Here is a 16148-nt window from a genome sequence, read left to right on the forward strand (position 1 = left end):
TTTAGACAGTCATGGTGGAGACAACATCAAGAGGAATGAGATGGAATCGATGAGTGCGTTGCAGGGGTTGCTGGGCGGGGTCCTGATCGGACTTTCCGCCACTCTGCTCATGGGGCTGCTGGGACGGGTCGCCGGTATCAGCGGGATTCTTTCCGGGCTGGTTTTCGAGCGCGGCGGGGACAGGCCCTGGCGTGTCGCCTTCCTGCTGGGCCTCGTCTCTGGACCGGGACTTTTGATGCTGTCCGGCCTGGGTTGGGGCAATGTGGCGGGTGACAGCGGGGCGATGATCGGTGCTCCGGCGAGCGGGCTGACGACAATGTTGGTCGCCGGCCTGCTGGTCGGGTTGGGCACCGGTCTGGGCAGCGGCTGCACCAGCGGGCACGGGGTCTGCGGGTTGGCGCGTCTGTCGCCCCGGTCGATGGCCGCGACGCTCGTCTTCGTGCTGGTCGCCATGCTGACGGTATTCGTCGCGCGGCACCTGCTGGGGGGCTCGGCATGAAAGCGCTGGCGGGATATCTGGCAGGACTGCTGTTCGGGCTCGGGCTGGCGATCAGCGGCATGACCGATCCGGCACGGGTCATCGGCTTCCTCGACGTGGCCGGCGACTGGGATCCGACCCTGGTCTTCGTGCTGGGCGGTGCGGTCGTCACCACTTTCATCGGTTACCGGCTGGTCTGGCGACACCAAACGCCGCTGTTCGAATCCCGGTTTCAACTGCCCACCCGCCGTGACCTCGATACCCGTCTGCTGGGTGGTGCCGCGCTTTTCGGCATCGGTTGGGGGCTCTCCGGCTATTGCCCGGGGCCGGCGGTCGCCTCGCTTTCAGGGCTGAGCTGGCCGCTGGCGGCATTCATCGTGACGTTGATAGCGGGATGGTGGCTGGCCCGGCGAATGAACTCGCGTCATTGAGGGGAAAAAATACATGCATGTGCTTCTCGTTGAGGACGATGAACTGGTGGCGGCCGGTATTCGCGCGGGGTTGGAGAGCCATGGGTGGGCGGTCGATACCGTCGCCTCGATGGCAGCGGCGCGTCATGCCCTGCAGGTCGTGACCAGCGATGTCGTGGTACTCGACCGCGGTCTTCGCGATGGCGATGGGTTGACGCTGGTCGAGGAATGGCGCGAGGCCGGCAAACGCGTGCCGGTATTGGTGCTGACCGCCCGCGATGCCGTCAGCGACCGCATCGCGGGGCTCGATGCCGGCGCCGACGATTATCTGGTCAAGCCCTTCGATCTCGACGAACTGGTGGCGCGATTGCATGCGTTACTGCGTCGCGCGGGTGGCCGGGCCCATCCGTGTATCGTCCATGGCGCGCTGCGGCTCGACCCTCAGACGCGCCAGGTCACCTGGCGGGGGCACCCTGTCACGCTGTCGCGGCGGGAACTGGTGCTGCTGGAGACCTTCCTGCAGTCGCCGGGCAGCGTGCTGAGCGCGAATCAACTGCGCGATAGTCTCTACGGCCTCGACGACGAGGTGGAGAGCAATGCGCTCAACGTTCACATCCATCATCTCCGCCGCAAAGTGGCGCCGGCCGTGATCGAGACGGTCCGTGGCCTCGGTTATCGTCTCGGCACGCCCGAGGCTCTGGCGGAGGCGGATGCCTCGTCGGTGGCATCGCGATGAGCCTCAAGACGCGCTTGCTGGTGATACTCGGCGTGACCTTGACGGTCACTTGGAGCCTGGCGGCGGCCTGGCTGTGGTGGGGCCTCAACGATGAGGTGGAGCGTACGCTCGACCGCCGCCTCGCACAGTCGGCGAACATGGTCGCGGGCCTGATGGCGCGATTGCCTGAGGACAGCTGGGCGGCTGATGAGACGCGGCGGGCGTCCATCGTGGCACCGCTAAAGGGCGTCGCCTGTCAGGTGACGTCCGCGCAGGGCCAAGTGCTGGCACGTACGCATACGAACATGGCCGCGATCCTCGATGTGGGCCAGCCGGGTTATTCCTATCGGCAGCGCGAGGGTGAGGACTGGCGTGTCTATACGCTGATACGCGATGGCGTGACGATCACCACCGCCGACCGCGTGACGGAACGGCGTAGTCTGATGCGCGATATTCTAGCGCTGGTGGTCGTGCCCTTCGCGGTGGCGCTGGTAATCAGCGGGGGCGTGCTGTGGTGGGGGACCCGGCGTGCCTTGCGGCCGCTCGATGGGTGGCGCGAGGCGCTGAGCCGCCGGCATCGTGATGATCTCTCGCCGGTGACGGCTACCGGCCTGCCCCGTGAACTGCATCCGTTGATCGCCACGCTCAACGCCCTGTTGGAGCGCATGCGTGCTGCCATTCATCGTGAACAGCGCTTCACCGATGCTGCCGCGCATGAGCTGCGGACACCGCTGACCGCCGTCAAGACGCACCTTCAGGTCGCGCGACGCGTAGAGGGCGATGCGATTCGCCAGGCCGTCGTGCATGCCGAGCAGGGGACCCAGCGCTTGGCCGCCACGCTCGATCAATTGCTGGCCCTGGCGCGTATCGAGGGCGCCGGGGTGCAGCACGAGACAGACGGTGCGACAGTGGCCGATATCGTCCGTAGCGCCGTGCGCGATACGCAAGAGCCTGCTCGTATCGTCGTCCCGGCTAAACTCCCGGATGCGCGCGTGGGAGTGTCGCTGGAACTGGCCGCCACGGCGCTGCGTAACGTACTCGACAACGCGCTCAAGCATGGCCCGGCCGGTTTGCCGGTGACGTTGGACGTAGACTTGGCGCCGCATGAGACGAACGCCACCGCGTGGGTTGAGCTACGCGTGCACGACCAAGGGTCGGGCGTGCCCGATGAGGCGCTTGCTCATGTCACCGAGCGCTTTTGGCGGCATTCGGCTACGTCGGGTAGTGGTCTAGGGCTTGCGATCACGGCCGCGATTGCAGAACGTGCCAGTGGCGAACTGCAATTTCAGCACCCTGCAAGCGGTGGCTTCGAGGTGTGCATGAAGCTGCCACAGGTCTGATTTTCGTGCCCCTGATGCGGGTGATCAGGGGCGTGGCGAGCCCATGACGGCGCGCATTTTTTCCTCGTCTGGCATTCCCTGAGCAACCTCTAACTTGCCGTCCTGATGATAGACGATCGCCGGTGTACCCCGAAGGTTCAGCTCGCGCATGAGGGTGTTGTTGTCCTGAACTTGCTGCTCGATATCGGCCGGTTGTGCGGATGGGGCCACCTCGTCGCCGCGATTGTGTGCCGTGAAGGCGGCTACGGGATCGTCGGCGCCCAGCAGTGTGGCTGCTTTGGCGGGGCTATCCGACTTGAGAACGCCAACCATGATGTGATGCAGCTGGACGTCACCGGCCTCGACCCAGGGGCGTGCGGCGTCCCAGAAGCTTTTGCAGTATGGGCAGTTGGGGTCGGTGAAGACGTACACCGTGCGCGGGGCGTCGCTGCTGCCGTCGAGGATCCAATGACTGTCCTCGAGGCGTTGCCACACGGCGGCGTTCTGCGGCCCCTTGACGAATTCGTCGAGCGGCTCGCTCGACAGGTTTTTGCCTTCGGCATCGACAAGGTTGCCGACGATGGCGTGCTGGCCGTTTTCGGTGACATAGATCGCCACCGGCTGGCCTTGTGCGCTAGCGGCGTAACCTGTCAGGCCATCGGGGGCCTCGAAGCGTTCGTGCACTGTCAATCCTTGATCGACGAGTGCTTCGACGGGTGCGGGCAGGTTCTCGGGCTGGCTCCAGGCGGGCGTGGCAGCCAAGGCGAGAGCACTGATGAGACCTAGGCGTATGGTGCATGCGATCAAAGACATGCGGATTCTCCTATTAAGGTGGAGTCAGGCGTGACAAGGCGTGTTTCAAGGTGGCTTGCGAGAGTTCGCCGAAATGCGTGTCGACCAGGCGACCATCGGCGTCATAGAACAAGGTAGTGGGCATCGCTTTGACGCCTACGTGCTCTCCGAGCGCCAGCGTCTCGTCACGTAGCACGTTATCGAGATCGAGGGATTCGTCGTCCAGATAGTGACGGATGACCTGGCGAGCCTCGCCCTGATTGACGAACACGAAGGTGACATCGTCACGGCGCCGCTGCGTATCGGCGAGCAGCGGCATCTCGCGCCTGCAGGGCGGGCACCAGCTAGCCCAGAGATTTACTACCAAGGGTTGATCGTCTTGTAGGGCAGGGAGGTCGATGGCAGCGCCGTCGATTGTCATCAGCGACGTCTTGGGCAAAGCGCTATGCCCATCCTCGTCAAGCTTGACCAGAGCATAGACTGCCCCCGCCCAGGTGAGAGCGCCGGCCAGCAGTGCGGCACTCAAAGCGCGACGCTGGCGAGGTGCGCGCCATAGTCGCCAACCACAGTAGACCAAGGCGGCGGCAAGCCCGCCCCATGGGTCGAAGCCACGGTCACGGATGTCGAGCATGGCCCACAGGGAATCGTAGGAATCCCAGTAGCGCACGATGAACACCAGGCGCGCGCCGACCAGGGCGACGAAGACTACTGTAAAGAGGGTGTCGCTGACACCGATGCGTTGTCGACGCCCGACCAAGGCGCCGGTGACGATAGCAACGGCTAGCGCGAAGACCAGCAACAATTGGCCGAGGCTGAGCGCCAGCGGTCCGATGGCCACGCTGCGGTCGAGGACCGTCATGCGTCGTCTCCCGCGCGGGGCGTGTCTTTTACTCGCTCGAGGCGTTCAAGGAACTCTTCCGCACTCAATTCACCCACGATGCGGTTTTCTCGACGTTCGCGGCCATCGGCGCCGTAGAGCAGCAGGGTCGGGGGGCCGACCACGCCCAGGGCTTGCATGATGGCCTGATCTGCGGCGTCGTTGTCGGTAACGTCGATGCGTATGAGTTGCACGTCTTCCAGAGCCGCTTGCACACGTGCATCGTCGAACACTTCTTCCTCGATGACCTCGCAACTGATGCACCAGTCGGCGGTGAATTCCACGAGTGTCTGACGTTGCTGTGCTGCTGCCTCCTCGAGACGCGCGTTCAACGCGTCGCGGTCGTCGACGGTCTCGAAGCTGAGTGTCGAGGATGTCTCGGTGTCATGCGAGCCGCCGCTGCCCGTGAAGTCTGCCAAGGGCCGCAACGGATCATGTTGGCCTCCCGCCGCGCCGACGAGCATGAGAATTCCCCATACGCCGAGGATCGTGGCCAGGCTGCGTCCCAGCACCTTCAGCGCGTCGTGCAGTGCATGTGCCGTTGCCCAGATGGCCTGGGCGAGGCCGATGAACAGAGCGCCCCAGGCGGCCATCTCCAGCGCAGGGGGCAGGATGCGTGCCGCGAACCATATCGCCATGCCCAACAATACGAAGCCGAAGATAGCGCGTACGCGAGTCATCCACGCCCCGGGGCGCGGCAGAATTCGCGGCCCGAGCAGTCCTACTGCGAACAAGGGAGCGCCCATCCCCAGCCCCAATGACCACAGGGCCAGGCCGCCTTGCCATGCATTGCCGCTTTCGGCGATGTAAAGCAGGGCCCCGGCCAGCGGTGCCGTCATGCAGGGGCCGACCAGTAATGCCGAGAGTACGCCCATGATGGCCGCGCCTTTGAGACGCCCGCTGCGTTGGCGTTCCAGGCGTGCATCGAGCCGGGTACGTAACCCTTGGGGTAACGTCAGCTCGAACACGCCGAACATCGCCAGGGCAAGCAGCACGAAAAGCACGGCGAAGCTGGCGATGAAGATAGGCGCTTGGAACAGCATCTGCAGGTTGGCCCCGGCCAGCGCCGCCGCGACACCCAACGCTGCATACGTCGTGGCCATGGGCAATATGTAGGCGAGCGAGAGCACGGCACCGTCACGCATGCGTGGCCGGCCGTCGCGTGTGGCACCCACGATGAGACTGGAAAGGATCGGCACCATGGGCAGCACGCAGGGCGTGAAGGTCAGCAGCAACCCCATGCCGAAGAAAGCCAGTAGCACCCAGCCCAGCCGGGCGTCGGCCAGCTGGGATGCGAGGCGTTGATCGTCGGCCTGAGCGGCATCGGAGGGGGGCGATGCATCGCTCGAGTTTGCCGCATCATCGGTGCCGGGCTCGAAGGCAGTGTCACGTGCATGATCCGTGGTGTTGGCGCTATCCGCTTTGCTGCTGGCGGCGAGCGTGTCGGCATCGAAGGTTCGGTGCTGCGGCGGATAACACAGCCCGGCTTCGGCACAGCCTTGCCAAGTCAGCGTCACCTGCTCGGCATCGCCCAGCGCGGCACGCAATGCCACTTGATGATGGTAGACCTCTGAGCGACCGAAATAGTCGTCCTCGATGGTCTCGCCCTTCGGTAGCTCGATATCCACCGGGCCATCTTCGGTTTCGACGCTGAAGCGATGCCGATACAGGTAATACTCTGGCGCGATGTCCCACTCGGCGATGAGCGTGCCGTCATCGCGCGATACCGACAACGAGAAAGCCTGCTCGGCGGAGAGGAAGTCGTCTTGGCTGGCAAACGGCGATTCGGCGAAGGCCGGGGTGGCGAAGACGAGCATGAGCGCGGCCAGACAGGCTGCGAGCCCATGGCTTAGGGAGCGAAAATGGCATATTGGCCGGCGCGAAGCGTGAATCATGATAGTCCATACGGGTGACGAGATGGCGCCTAGCATAACGGCATGGGATTAGCCGAGCATTAAGAGCGATGCATGTCGGTATGTCGCGGCGCTTGCCAAGCGAGCGGCAACGCGCTGAAGTGGTGTGATTGCAATCCGTGGGAGGGGCGATATGACGACAAGCTGGAATAACTGGATATCACGACAACCACCGAGCACCTCGCCGTCGCCCATCGACGAGGTGCCGCTCGCCGGGCAAGAAGAGGCCCAGTGGTTGCCGCTGGCGCATGGCACCTACCGGGCGCTGTTCCAGTGGACGACGCCCAGCGCGCAGGCGGCCATGGCGAATGCCGGGCTGCTGCGCGCCGTGCGCGCGGTGAACCTGTTCGCGGCGGCCGACGTGCCGGCCGAGCGTCGCCACATGATCGTCCTCGTTTCAGGAGCAGCGACGCCGTGCCTGCTCGAGGATGCCGCCTATGCGCGTCATTACGGATTGCCGGACGCCTCGAACAATCCCAACCGCGTGTTGATCGAGGCGCTTCAGCGCGAAGGCGTCGGCGTCATGGTGTGTCTGCAAGCCTGGCACGGTCAGGGATTTGCCCGCGATACCCTGTTGGCCGATATCGAACTGGCGCAGTCTGGCATGACGGTGGGCATCGCGCTGCAAAATGCCGGCTTCGCGCTGGTGGCAGTTTAACGCGATCCCCCCAACTGGGCGTAATTCACCTCGCGGCGGAGCACGAAGACGTCGATGCCAGCCTGGTCGACGGCGTCGATAAGACGCTCGGTCAGCGTCTTATCCAGCACGAAGAGGAGTTCGATGGGCCGGTCGGCCAATTCGAAGAAATGCGCCGAATGCGTGCGCCCGTCGGCACCAGTGCCTTCACTGGCCGTGCGGCGCGTCATGCGTTCGATGCCCAGCGTCTTGGCGTGTTCGGCCACGGCGTCGATGACGGGTTTGCCATGGTGACGACGCGACTCTGGCGCCATGAAGATGACTTCGTAACCGTGTTGCCATTCGCTCATTTCAAAACTCCCGTCAGGTGTTTGAGGGCACCGAAGGTGGCGATGCCTACGCCGGTCATGACCAACGAGCCGAGTACGTGCACGGCGATGCCCGATAATGCCATGAGGTAACGCCCGGCCTGCAGGTTAGTGAACATCTCGGCAGAAAAAGTCGAGAAGGTCGTCAACGCCCCTAAAAAGCCGGTTACCACGAATAGGCGCCACTCGGGGGAGAGATGCGGCAACTGGGCGAAGAAGGCTATGGAAAGGCCGATTAGCCAGGCGCCTAGCCAGTTGGCGGCCAAGGTGCCGGGGGGGACCGCGGGGAAGAGGGCGTTGAGCCATATTCCCAGTAGCCAGCGTAGGTTGGCGCCGAGCGCTGCACCGGCGCCGATCGCCACGATGGAAAACCACATGCGTTCGATTCCTCGCAATTGAGAATGATCAACGAGGTGGGCGTGCGGGGGCGGCGAGGCTGAAAGAAATAACCGTGAATACCTGCGCACGACGCACCTCGAGTGCGTTGGCAGGCATCATTAGCACTGGCGAGAACGCGTCGGCGATGTGGTGCCGATGCCAGGCGGTTTGTCGCGATGGGCGCCGTGTTTCGGACGCCGATGACGACGGGAGGAATGCCATCTCCACGCGTACAGTAACCAGCACGACGCGCGTCGGCAAGCCTATGTCGGTGTGCCAGGCCGTTGCACCAGCCACAAGCTGCGATAGGGGCGCAGTTCACGCGGGGCCTGCGCATCCCAGGGCGCATCGGCAAGCAGATCGTACCAGCCGTCTTCGTCGAGGTCGGGTAAGGGCAGTGGCTGGCGTTTGTCGGTGACGTTATAGATCGCGAGCAGGCGACGTCCATCGGCCAGCGGACCTCGCTGCACGGCGAATAGCGTCGGCGGTGTGTCGACGATGTGCTGCTCGACCTGGGGATGAAAGCAGGGCTCCTGGGCACGTAGCTTGAGGCGCCGGCGCAAGGCCATGAAGACTTCTCGCGTGGGCGTGTTGCGGCTATCGAGGAGTTCGTCCAGGGCCTCCTTCTGCCAGCGCCGACGGTTGATGGTACGCAATTGTCCACTGCGCTCGACGCCTTCGTGGTCATTGAGCGTGGCGGTCAGGCAGTGGAAATAGATGCCCGGCACGCCCTGCAGCGCGAGCATCAAATGTTGGCTGCACAAGAAACGTTCCACCTGCCACGGATCGGCGCCGCGACGTGTGCCGCGTAGCGCATCGAAGTAGGTGATGTTGACCTCGTAAGGCGTGTCCTTGCCATCGGCGTTGGCCTTCATGCTCACATACCCGCCGAAGCGGTGCATGAGCTCGAGCATGGCATCGATCTCGTGGGGCGGTAATAGCCCTTCCAGCGCGCGTACGCCGATGCCGTCGTGGCTGGCGGTGAAGTTGAAATAGGTGCAGCCAGGCGGCAACGCGGGGAGGCTGCGTGCCCAGGCTTCCAGCGCCGTGGCATCGCCGCTGGTGAGCGTGTGCACCAACAGTGGCGGCAGCGTGAACTGATAGATCATGTGCGCTTCGTCGGGGCGCGTGGGTGCGTCCGACGTGGTGGTATCGTCGAGGCGTTCGAGGCCGAAGTAGCTCATGTTCTCGCGGTGTGGCACGTTGGTTTCGGTGATCAGCAGCGTGCCGGGGGCGAGGTGGTCGAGCACGGCGCGTAGCAGCCGGACTACGGCATGGGTCTCCGGCAGATGGATGCACGAAGTGCCGATTTTCTTCCACAGGTAGGCGATGGCGTCGAGGCGTATGATGCGCGCGCCTTGCTCCACGTAGTAGAGCATGATGCCGATGAACTCGATGAGCACATCGGGGTTGGCGAAGTTGAGATCGATCTGATCCTCGGAAAATGTCGCCCACAGATAACGTGTCCCGCGGCGCGTGGAAACCGGCACCAACAGCGGCGAGCTACGTGGCCGGGTGACATGCGATAGATCGGTGTTCGGGTCCATTTCGATGAAGTAGTCGCGCCCCGGCTGGGTGCCGGCCAGGTAGTCGACGAACCATAGCGATTCCCGCGAGACGTGATTGATGACTAGATCGACCATCAAATCGCCGTGGCGCGTCAGACGGCGGATGTCTTCCCAGTCGCCTAGTGCGGGGTTGACCTCGCGATAATGGATCACCGAGAAGCCATCGTCGCTGCTCCAAGGAAAAAAAGGCAGCACGTGAACGCCGCTGAAGGTGCCCGCGAGGCGTGTCTCGAGAAACTCGTCGAGCACTTGCAGCGGAGGCCGCTCGCCGTCGAGCAGTAGATCGCCATAGGTGATCAACAACTGATCGCGCTCGCTCCATAGTGGACGCGAGCGTTCGGGAATGGCACCACGTTGGTGCGATATCAGGCGTTGCAGGCGCCGCAGGACTTCATCGGCCCGCGGTCCGTAGATTTCTTCGAGACGCGCCTTGGCGCGTGCGATGAAGGCGGCCTCATCGAGTTCGGTCTGTGGGGCTGGGGAGGTGGGCTGGGGCATCGAGGATCCTCGCGAGAATCGGTGGCTCGCACGTCGACATTGTTATTGCTGTTGTTGCAGGAGTCGTGCCATGCGCGACACACGCCAGCGGATGGCCGGCGTGTATGGCCGCGACAAAGGTCATTTCTTCACGATGCGGTAAAGCCCCAGCAGGATGATGGCGCCGAGTACGGCGATGACGAAACTGCCGAGATTGAAGCCTTCCACCGAGCCGAACCCCAGCGCGGTGCCGACCCATCCTCCAACGATGGCCCCGAGGATTCCGATGATCATGGTGATGATCATGCCACCGGGATCGCGCCCCGGCATGATCAGTTTGGCGACAAGGCCGGCCAGCAGACCGAAGACGATCCATGCAATGATGCCCATTGGCTTATCTCCTAGGGATGCCTTGAAAGCATGCTTGGCCAATGCGGAAACGCAAGCAGCCTCATGAGCTTGGTCGGCCTAGCGGCAGTGCGCAAGCGAGTTTCCGCGTGGCGCGGGGACAGGCTACAATGTCGAGCAATCTCAATGACAACGACTCATTCTCGATACTCAACCGCGGACGCGCCACGATGCACTGCCCCTTTTGTGGAAAGTATGACACCAAGGTGACCGATTCGCGCCTCGTGGCCGAAGGGGATCAGGTGCGTCGGCGCCGCCAGTGCAATGACTGCGGCGAACGCTTCACCACCTACGAGACGGCGGAGCTGGTCATGCCTCGCGTGATCAAGGGCGACGGCTCGCGGGAAACCTTCGATGAGCGCAAGTTGCGCGCCGGCATGTTACGCGCATTGGAAAAACGCCCGGTCAGTGCCGAATCCATCGAGGCGGCGGTCGAGCGTATCCGTCAGCGTCTGCGTGCTCGTGGTGAGCGTGAATTGGAGGCGCGCGAGATCGGCGAGGAGGTCATGCGTTCGCTGAAACGGCTCGATCAAGTCGCCTACATCCGCTTCGCCTCCGTCTATCGACGCTTCCAGGACCTCGACGAATTTCGCGCCGAAATCGACCGCTTGGCGCAAGAGCCCAGCTTTGTGCCCGATGATAACGATCAGCGCTGACCTCGATACGTACCGACCCGAATCGCTCACGGAGTGACGCATGACACAGGACGCCGCCGTGCCGGCGCTATCTCACGAAGTGTGCATGGCGCGCGCGCTGCAACTCGCCCGACGAGGCTGCTATACCACCCATCCCAATCCGCGCGTCGGCTGCGTCGTGGTCAATGGGGGGCGAATCGTCGGTGAGGGGTATCACGCCTACGCCGGTGGCCCGCATGCCGAGGTTCACGCCTTGCGAGCCGCTGACGAGGCGGCGCGAGGCGCCACGGCCTATGTCACGTTGGAACCTTGCTCGCATCATGGTCGCACACCGCCTTGTGCCCGGGCGTTGATCGACGCCGGCGTTCACCGTGTCGTCATCGCCATGGTCGATCCCAATCCGCAGGTGGCTGGGCGTGGTGTAGCAATGCTGCGTGAGGCAGGCATCGAGGTTGAGGTGGGTTGCCTGGAGGCCGATGCCGAGGCGCTCAATATCGGTTTCGTGAAGCGCATGCGCGAGGGGATTCCGTTCGTACGCCTTAAGATGGCGATGAGCCTGGACGGTCGCACCGCCATGGCCAGCGGGGAGTCGCAATGGATCACTGGAGGGAGCGCGCGTACCGAGGTGCAACGCCTACGGGCGCGCTCGAGTGCAGTGATGACCGGGGTCGATTCGGTCATTTTCGACAACTCGCGCCTCACGGTGCGTTCCGCGCAGCTCGAGCTGGACGAGGGGGATGCGATCGCCGAGCGCCAGCCCTTGCGTGTTGTGGTCGACTCGCGGCTGCGATTGCCGGTGGCGGCGGCGTGCTTGCGTGAATCGGGGCGTACTTTAGTAGCGACCGTCTCGTCGGACGAGGCGCGCCGCGCGACGTTGGAAGAGGCCGGGGCCGAGGTGCTCGTCCTGCCCGAGGCGGCCGAAGGACGCGTCGATCTACGTGCACTGCTGGCGTATCTGGCGGAGCGAGAGCAATGCAACGAGGTGCTGCTCGAAACCGGTGCGACACTGGCCGGTGCCATGCTCGATATCGGCGCCATCGATGAGATGCACCTATTCGTGGCACCCACGCTCTTGGGGGGTGAGGCACGCCCACTGTTCGCGTTACCGGGGCTCGAACGCATGGCACAGCAGCGTCCATTGCACATCGACGATATCCGCGCTGTGGGGCGCGATTGGCGCATCGTCGCGCGCCCTTTGGCGTCAAAATCCGCAGCCTCCGACAGCGCCTGAAGCGGCAATCGCATGTATGCTGCCACTGGCGCACAAGCGCGCTTGCAGGTACTCTGGGCGCCGACCTGACTGGGTGTCGAAGAGTAACGACGCCCGCGTCGTGACACCACGACACACCTTTGACGGCGCCGGCGACAAGACCGTATCGGCGTACGAGACGAGCAGCGGAGACACCATGGCGCTTTCATCCAAACAGGGCTTGGCCTCCATCGAAGCCATTGTCGAAGACATTCGTCAGGGCAAGATGGTCATACTCATGGACGATGAGGATCGCGAGAACGAAGGCGATATCATCATGGCCGCCGAGTGCGTCGAGGCTGAGCATATCAACTTCATGGCCCGCCACGCACGGGGCTTGATTTGCCTGCCGATGACCCGTGAGCGCTGCGAGCGTCTCGAGTTGCCGCTGATGGTGCGCGACAATGGTTCCGGCTTCGGTACCAAGTTCACCGTCTCCATCGAGGCCGCACGCGGTGTCTCCACGGGTATTTCCGCCTCCGATCGCGCGCGCACCGTGCGTGCCGCAGCGGCGCGCGACGCCGTCGCGGCGGATATCGTCCAGCCTGGGCATATCTTTCCGCTGATGGCCGAGCCGGGCGGCGTACTGCGTCGTGCGGGACATACCGAAGCCGCTTGCGATCTGTCGGCCATGGCCGGGTTCGAGGCCAGCGGTGTGATCTGCGAGGTAATGAACGACGATGGCAGCATGGCGCGCCGCGACGAATTGGAGCGTTTCGCCGTCGAGCACGGCATCAAGGTCGGCACGATCGCCGATCTGATCCACTACCGCATCCATCACGAGCGCACCGTCGAGGAAGTTGAGCGTACGGTCGTCGACACGGCATTCGGTGAGTTGACGCTACATGTCTTCCACGACCGTATTCAGAACGCTCATCATCTGGCACTGGTGAAGGGCGTGCCACACAGCGAGACGCCGACCACCGTGCGCGTGCATATCGCCGATACGCTGCGGGATCTGCTGATGCTGAGTAAGCCGGAGAGCCATAGTTGGACGGCGTCCAGCGCCTTGGCGCAGATTGCCGAAGCCGAGGCTGGGGTCTTCGTGCTGCTTGATGATGGTCGACCGCGTCTCGACCTCAAGGACCAGCTCGACGTGCTGCTGTCGCGCAAGCCAGCGCCACGCTCGAGTGCCTCCGACGGTGCCGGTAACTATCTGACCATTGGTACTGGATCGCAGATTCTGCGCCAATTGGGCGTCGGGCAAATGCGCCTTTTGAGTTCGCCGTGGAAGTTTTCCGCTTTGTCCGGCTTCGACCTAGAGGTCGTTGAACGTGTGGGTGGCGATACCCCTGAGAGCGACTAGCCGGTAGAATAAGTCTTTCATTCATCCGACCGCCGGGCCGTAGGGCGCCGGTGGCCGCGCGTGCCGGTGAAGAAAAGCGCTTCTCGGCGATGGTGATACCATGCGTCATCTGGAAGTAAGTAATCGCTTCACTGGCATGCACTGACACAGCTGATATATCGTGCGCGAAGTGTCGCGCATTCAGACCCGGGATTTGACAATGCAACCGATCTCTCAAGTCGAGGGTGGCTACACCGATGTCGATGGCCGTTATGTCATCGTCGTGGGCCGCTTCAATCATCACGTGGTCGATAGCCTGGTGGAAGGGGCGGTGGACAGTCTCGTGCGCCATGGCGTGGACGAAGAAAACGTCGATATCATCCATGTGCCAGGCGCCTGGGAGCTGCCGTTGGCCGTCAAGCGCGCCGTGGAGGTGCTCAAGCCCCATGCCGTCATTGCCCTGGGGGCAGTGATCCGCGGCGGGACGCCACATTTCGACTACGTTGCGGGCAATTGCAACAGTGCCATGAGCAGCCTGCAGTTGGAGCTGAATACTCCCATCGCTAACGGAGTATTGACCGTCGATTCTATTGACCAAGCCATCGAACGTGCCGGCACCAAGGCTGGCAACAAAGGTGCCGAGGCGGCGATGGCAGCGATGGAAATGGTCTCTCTGTTCAAGCGAATGGGAGGGCAAGCATGAGCCAATCACCCCGTGATGCGACCCCGGCCCAGCAAGCGCGCCGTGCGGCGCGTGAGTTGGCGGTGCAGGGTCTCTACCAATGGCAGATGACCGGCAAGTCGATCACGGCAGTGGAGTCGGAGTTTCGTGCGCAAATCGCCGATGAAGACCTCGAAGATCACGAAAACTGGCATAAGGTCATGGGCATCGCTGATCTGGCGCTGTTTCATGAGCTGCTGCACAACGTGGCCGGCGACCGCGAAGCCATCGACAAAACCATCGCGCCGCTGCTCGACCGTCGCCTAGAGGACCTTGATCGCATCGAGCTGGCGATTCTTAGGCTGGGTGCCTATGAGCTCAAGTATCGTCTCGAGGTGCCATATCGTGTGGTGATCAACGAAGGCATCGAATTGGCGAAGGGCTTCGGTGCGACCGATGGCCACAAGTACGTCAACGGTATTCTCGACAAGCTGGCGAGCCGCTTGCGGAGTACTGAGGTCGCTGCGCGTCGTCGTTGACATGCTGGGAGAATTCGACATCATCGCGCGTTATTTCGCGACGCCCGATCAGTCCCCGCCCGTCGCTGGTATTACGCTGGGGCCGGGCGACGACTGCGCGCTGTTGAGCCCCGCAGAGGGAACCGAGCTTGCCATGAGCGTGGACACCTCGGTGGCGGACGTGCATTTCCCCAGTGATGCGCCGCCTGAGGCCATAGGGCATCGCGCGCTGGCAGTGGCGCTTTCCGATCTGGCGGCGATGGGGGCGCGGCCGCGGGGCTGTCTGATGGCCCTGACGTTGACGCATGCCGAACCCGCGTGGCTGGAGCGGTTCGCTCAAGGGTTTCTCGGTTTGGGCCGACGTATGTCGACGCCCTTGATCGGCGGCGATGTCACGCGTGGTACGCTATCCATCTCAGTCACAGTGATCGGCGATGTGCCTGCTGGCCAGGCGCTGCGGCGGAGTGGTGCGATGCCAGGAGAGCGTCTGGCGGTGACCGGTGCGCTGGGGGGCGGTCACGGCGGCTTGCGCATGTGGCAGGCCGGAGGTCATGACCTCGAGGATCCGTTGTTGGCTGCCTACTTGACGCCAACGCCTCAGCTCGAGGCGGGTCGTGCACTGCGGGGGCTGGCCTCCGCAGTGCTGGATATCTCCGATGGCCTGCTGGCCGACCTCGGGCACTTATGCCACGCCTCGGGCGTGGGTGCTAGCCTTGACCCGGCGTGCATTCCTCTAGCGCCGACGCTGGAAATGACGTTGGGAAGCGAGGGCGCCTTGCATGCCGCGCTGAACGGGGGCGACGACTACCAGCTTCTGCTCAGCGTGCCTGACTCGGCTTGGGAAGAGGCCCAGCGGCGCTGTGCCGAGTGTGATGTCACGCTGACCGAGATTGGTCATGTCGTCACCGAGCCCGGTATCCGAGGGGTTCCCGAGACATTGAAGGGCGCAGGATGGCAGCATTTCACGGGAGGCGGGCCATGAATCGCTCACCGCGCAGCGTCTGGCGCCGTCCGACTCATTTTCTGGCGTTTGGTCTGGGAAGCGGGGCGATCCCTTTCGCGCCCGGCACTTTCGGTACATTGGCCGCCATCCCGTTCTATTGGTTATTGTCGGGGCTACCTCTGGATTGGTATCTGGGGTTGGTAGGCGTGGCTTCGATCCTGGGCATCTGGCTTTGCGAAAAAACCTCGCGCGATCTGGGCGTTCATGATCATTCTGGCATCGTCTGGGACGAGTTCGTGGGCTATTGGCTGACCATGGCGGCGGTTCCCTTTTCGTGGGAAGCAGCGCTGTGGGGTTTCGTGGTGTTTCGCATGTTCGACATCATCAAGCCTTGGCCGATCCGTTGGGTGGACCGCCACGTGGCCGGGGGCTTCGGGATCATGTTCGATGATGTGCTCGCCGGCGTATATGCCTGGAGTACCATGCACTTGTGGTTCTGGTTGCACTAGCGCTTCTA

At 63.3% G+C, this 16148-nt stretch carries 19 protein-coding genes; 12 read left to right on the forward strand and 7 right to left on the reverse strand.

Annotated features, from left to right (window positions below; translation table 11 throughout):
* The first annotated feature begins 40 nt into the window (after positions 1-40).
* From KZO83_RS09165 to KZO83_RS09180, 4 genes are read left to right on the forward strand one after another with little or no spacing between them, the layout of a single operon-like run.
* A complete protein-coding gene (locus KZO83_RS09165; RefSeq protein WP_247620549.1) occupies positions 41-499 on the forward strand; it encodes a YeeE/YedE family protein in 459 nt (152 codons plus the stop codon).
* Entirely contained in the window at positions 496-909 is a 414-nt protein-coding gene (locus tag KZO83_RS09170; protein WP_247620550.1) for a DUF6691 family protein, read from the forward strand. Before KZO83_RS09165 ends, KZO83_RS09170 begins: the two co-directional genes overlap by 4 nt.
* Positions 910-922: 13 nt before the next feature.
* Positions 923-1624 (forward strand): response regulator, encoded by a 702-nt coding sequence (locus KZO83_RS09175; RefSeq protein WP_247620551.1) that lies wholly within the window; start codon positions 923-925, stop codon positions 1622-1624.
* A complete protein-coding gene (locus tag KZO83_RS09180; protein ID WP_247620552.1) occupies positions 1621-2943 on the forward strand; it encodes an ATP-binding protein in 1323 nt (440 codons plus the stop codon). Before KZO83_RS09175 ends, KZO83_RS09180 begins: the two co-directional genes overlap by 4 nt.
* Before the next feature lie 24 nt (positions 2944-2967).
* Here KZO83_RS09180 and dsbG read toward each other — a convergent pair whose 3' ends face one another.
* Genes dsbG through dsbD form a run of 3 tightly spaced genes read right to left on the reverse strand, consistent with a single transcriptional unit; the run spans position 2968 to position 6408 of the window.
* Positions 2968-3735, reverse strand: coding sequence for a thiol:disulfide interchange protein DsbG (dsbG, locus tag KZO83_RS09185; protein WP_247620553.1), 768 nt, complete (start codon positions 3733-3735; stop codon positions 2968-2970).
* A 13-nt stretch (positions 3736-3748) separates the two neighbouring features.
* On the reverse strand, positions 3749-4573 hold the full coding sequence (locus tag KZO83_RS09190; RefSeq protein ID WP_247620554.1) for a TlpA disulfide reductase family protein: 825 nt from the start codon (positions 4571-4573) through the stop codon (positions 3749-3751).
* Positions 4570-6408, reverse strand: coding sequence for a protein-disulfide reductase DsbD (gene dsbD / locus KZO83_RS09195; protein WP_247620555.1), 1839 nt, complete (start codon positions 6406-6408; stop codon positions 4570-4572). The genes KZO83_RS09190 and dsbD overlap by 4 nt, the downstream gene beginning before the upstream one ends.
* A 229-nt stretch (positions 6409-6637) precedes the next feature.
* Between dsbD and KZO83_RS09200 the strand changes: the two genes are divergently transcribed.
* A complete protein-coding gene (locus tag KZO83_RS09200; RefSeq protein WP_247620556.1) occupies positions 6638-7162 on the forward strand; it encodes a DsrE family protein in 525 nt (174 codons plus the stop codon).
* On the opposite strand, the gene KZO83_RS09205 is transcribed toward KZO83_RS09200, so the two are convergent.
* The 4 genes from KZO83_RS09205 to KZO83_RS09220 form a co-directional block, all read right to left on the reverse strand.
* Positions 7159-7491, reverse strand: coding sequence for a DUF190 domain-containing protein (locus KZO83_RS09205; RefSeq protein WP_246920296.1), 333 nt, complete (start codon positions 7489-7491; stop codon positions 7159-7161). The genes KZO83_RS09200 and KZO83_RS09205 overlap by 4 nt on opposite strands.
* Positions 7488-7886 carry a fluoride efflux transporter CrcB gene (crcB, locus tag KZO83_RS09210; protein ID WP_247620557.1) on the reverse strand — a complete coding sequence of 133 codons (399 nt, stop codon included), beginning with the start codon at positions 7884-7886 and terminating at the stop codon, positions 7488-7490. Before crcB ends, KZO83_RS09205 begins: the two co-directional genes overlap by 4 nt.
* A 264-nt stretch (positions 7887-8150) precedes the next feature.
* On the reverse strand, positions 8151-9953 hold the full coding sequence (locus tag KZO83_RS09215; protein WP_247620558.1) for a sugar phosphorylase: 1803 nt from the start codon (positions 9951-9953) through the stop codon (positions 8151-8153).
* Positions 9954-10073: 120 nt separating this feature from the next.
* Positions 10074-10322 (reverse strand): GlsB/YeaQ/YmgE family stress response membrane protein, encoded by a 249-nt coding sequence (locus tag KZO83_RS09220; protein WP_247620559.1) that lies wholly within the window; start codon positions 10320-10322, stop codon positions 10074-10076.
* 188 nt (positions 10323-10510) lie between these two features.
* Here KZO83_RS09220 and nrdR point away from each other — a divergent pair, with 188 nt between their 5' ends.
* From nrdR to KZO83_RS09255, 7 genes are all read left to right on the forward strand, one after another.
* A complete protein-coding gene (gene nrdR, locus KZO83_RS09225) occupies positions 10511-10996 on the forward strand; it encodes a transcriptional regulator NrdR (RefSeq protein ID WP_040243189.1) in 486 nt (161 codons plus the stop codon).
* A 40-nt stretch (positions 10997-11036) separates the two neighbouring features.
* Positions 11037-12206 (forward strand): bifunctional diaminohydroxyphosphoribosylaminopyrimidine deaminase/5-amino-6-(5-phosphoribosylamino)uracil reductase RibD, encoded by a 1170-nt coding sequence (gene ribD / locus KZO83_RS09230; RefSeq protein ID WP_247620560.1) that lies wholly within the window; start codon positions 11037-11039, stop codon positions 12204-12206.
* A gap of 175 nt (positions 12207-12381) precedes the next feature.
* Positions 12382-13530, forward strand: a complete 1149-nt coding sequence (gene ribBA / locus KZO83_RS09235; RefSeq protein WP_247620561.1) for a bifunctional 3,4-dihydroxy-2-butanone-4-phosphate synthase/GTP cyclohydrolase II — start codon at positions 12382-12384, stop codon at positions 13528-13530.
* A gap of 199 nt (positions 13531-13729) precedes the next feature.
* A complete protein-coding gene (gene ribH / locus KZO83_RS09240; protein ID WP_247620562.1) occupies positions 13730-14212 on the forward strand; it encodes a 6,7-dimethyl-8-ribityllumazine synthase in 483 nt (160 codons plus the stop codon).
* A complete protein-coding gene (nusB, locus tag KZO83_RS09245; RefSeq protein ID WP_246974819.1) occupies positions 14209-14709 on the forward strand; it encodes a transcription antitermination factor NusB in 501 nt (166 codons plus the stop codon). The genes ribH and nusB overlap by 4 nt, the downstream gene beginning before the upstream one ends.
* A gap of 1 nt (position 14710) precedes the next feature.
* Complete coding sequence (gene thiL, locus KZO83_RS09250) at positions 14711-15670, forward strand: thiamine-phosphate kinase (RefSeq protein WP_247620563.1); 960 nt, start codon at positions 14711-14713, stop codon at positions 15668-15670.
* Positions 15667-16140 (forward strand): phosphatidylglycerophosphatase A family protein, encoded by a 474-nt coding sequence (locus KZO83_RS09255; protein ID WP_178999825.1) that lies wholly within the window; start codon positions 15667-15669, stop codon positions 16138-16140. Before thiL ends, KZO83_RS09255 begins: the two co-directional genes overlap by 4 nt.
* Positions 16141-16148 lie beyond the last annotated feature (8 nt).

It is taken from the genome of Chromohalobacter moromii (assembly GCF_023091865.1).
In the GTDB taxonomy this organism is placed as follows: Bacteria; Pseudomonadota; Gammaproteobacteria; order Pseudomonadales; family Halomonadaceae; genus Chromohalobacter; species Chromohalobacter moromii.

Coding starts and splice junctions, on each gene's coding strand:
- KZO83_RS09165 (WP_247620549.1), top strand. CDS start 41: ATGGAATCGATGAGTGCGTTGCAGGGGTTGCTGGGCGGGGTCCTGATC.
- KZO83_RS09170 (WP_247620550.1), top strand. CDS start 496: ATGAAAGCGCTGGCGGGATATCTGGCAGGACTGCTGTTCGGGCTCGGG.
- KZO83_RS09175 (WP_247620551.1), top strand. CDS start 923: ATGCATGTGCTTCTCGTTGAGGACGATGAACTGGTGGCGGCCGGTATT.
- KZO83_RS09180 (WP_247620552.1), top strand. CDS start 1,621: ATGAGCCTCAAGACGCGCTTGCTGGTGATACTCGGCGTGACCTTGACG.
- dsbG (WP_247620553.1), bottom strand. CDS start 3,735: ATGTCTTTGATCGCATGCACCATACGCCTAGGTCTCATCAGTGCTCTC.
- KZO83_RS09190 (WP_247620554.1), bottom strand. CDS start 4,573: ATGACGGTCCTCGACCGCAGCGTGGCCATCGGACCGCTGGCGCTCAGC.
- dsbD (WP_247620555.1), bottom strand. CDS start 6,408: ATGCTCGTCTTCGCCACCCCGGCCTTCGCCGAATCGCCGTTTGCCAGC.
- KZO83_RS09200 (WP_247620556.1), top strand. CDS start 6,638: ATGACGACAAGCTGGAATAACTGGATATCACGACAACCACCGAGCACC.
- KZO83_RS09205 (WP_246920296.1), bottom strand. CDS start 7,491: ATGAGCGAATGGCAACACGGTTACGAAGTCATCTTCATGGCGCCAGAG.
- crcB (WP_247620557.1), bottom strand. CDS start 7,886: ATGTGGTTTTCCATCGTGGCGATCGGCGCCGGTGCAGCGCTCGGCGCC.
- KZO83_RS09215 (WP_247620558.1), bottom strand. CDS start 9,953: ATGCCCCAGCCCACCTCCCCAGCCCCACAGACCGAACTCGATGAGGCC.
- KZO83_RS09220 (WP_247620559.1), bottom strand. CDS start 10,322: ATGGGCATCATTGCATGGATCGTCTTCGGTCTGCTGGCCGGCCTTGTC.
- nrdR (WP_040243189.1), top strand. CDS start 10,511: ATGCACTGCCCCTTTTGTGGAAAGTATGACACCAAGGTGACCGATTCG.
- ribD (WP_247620560.1), top strand. CDS start 11,037: ATGACACAGGACGCCGCCGTGCCGGCGCTATCTCACGAAGTGTGCATG.
- ribBA (WP_247620561.1), top strand. CDS start 12,382: ATGGCGCTTTCATCCAAACAGGGCTTGGCCTCCATCGAAGCCATTGTC.
- ribH (WP_247620562.1), top strand. CDS start 13,730: ATGCAACCGATCTCTCAAGTCGAGGGTGGCTACACCGATGTCGATGGC.
- nusB (WP_246974819.1), top strand. CDS start 14,209: ATGAGCCAATCACCCCGTGATGCGACCCCGGCCCAGCAAGCGCGCCGT.
- thiL (WP_247620563.1), top strand. CDS start 14,711: ATGCTGGGAGAATTCGACATCATCGCGCGTTATTTCGCGACGCCCGAT.
- KZO83_RS09255 (WP_178999825.1), top strand. CDS start 15,667: ATGAATCGCTCACCGCGCAGCGTCTGGCGCCGTCCGACTCATTTTCTG.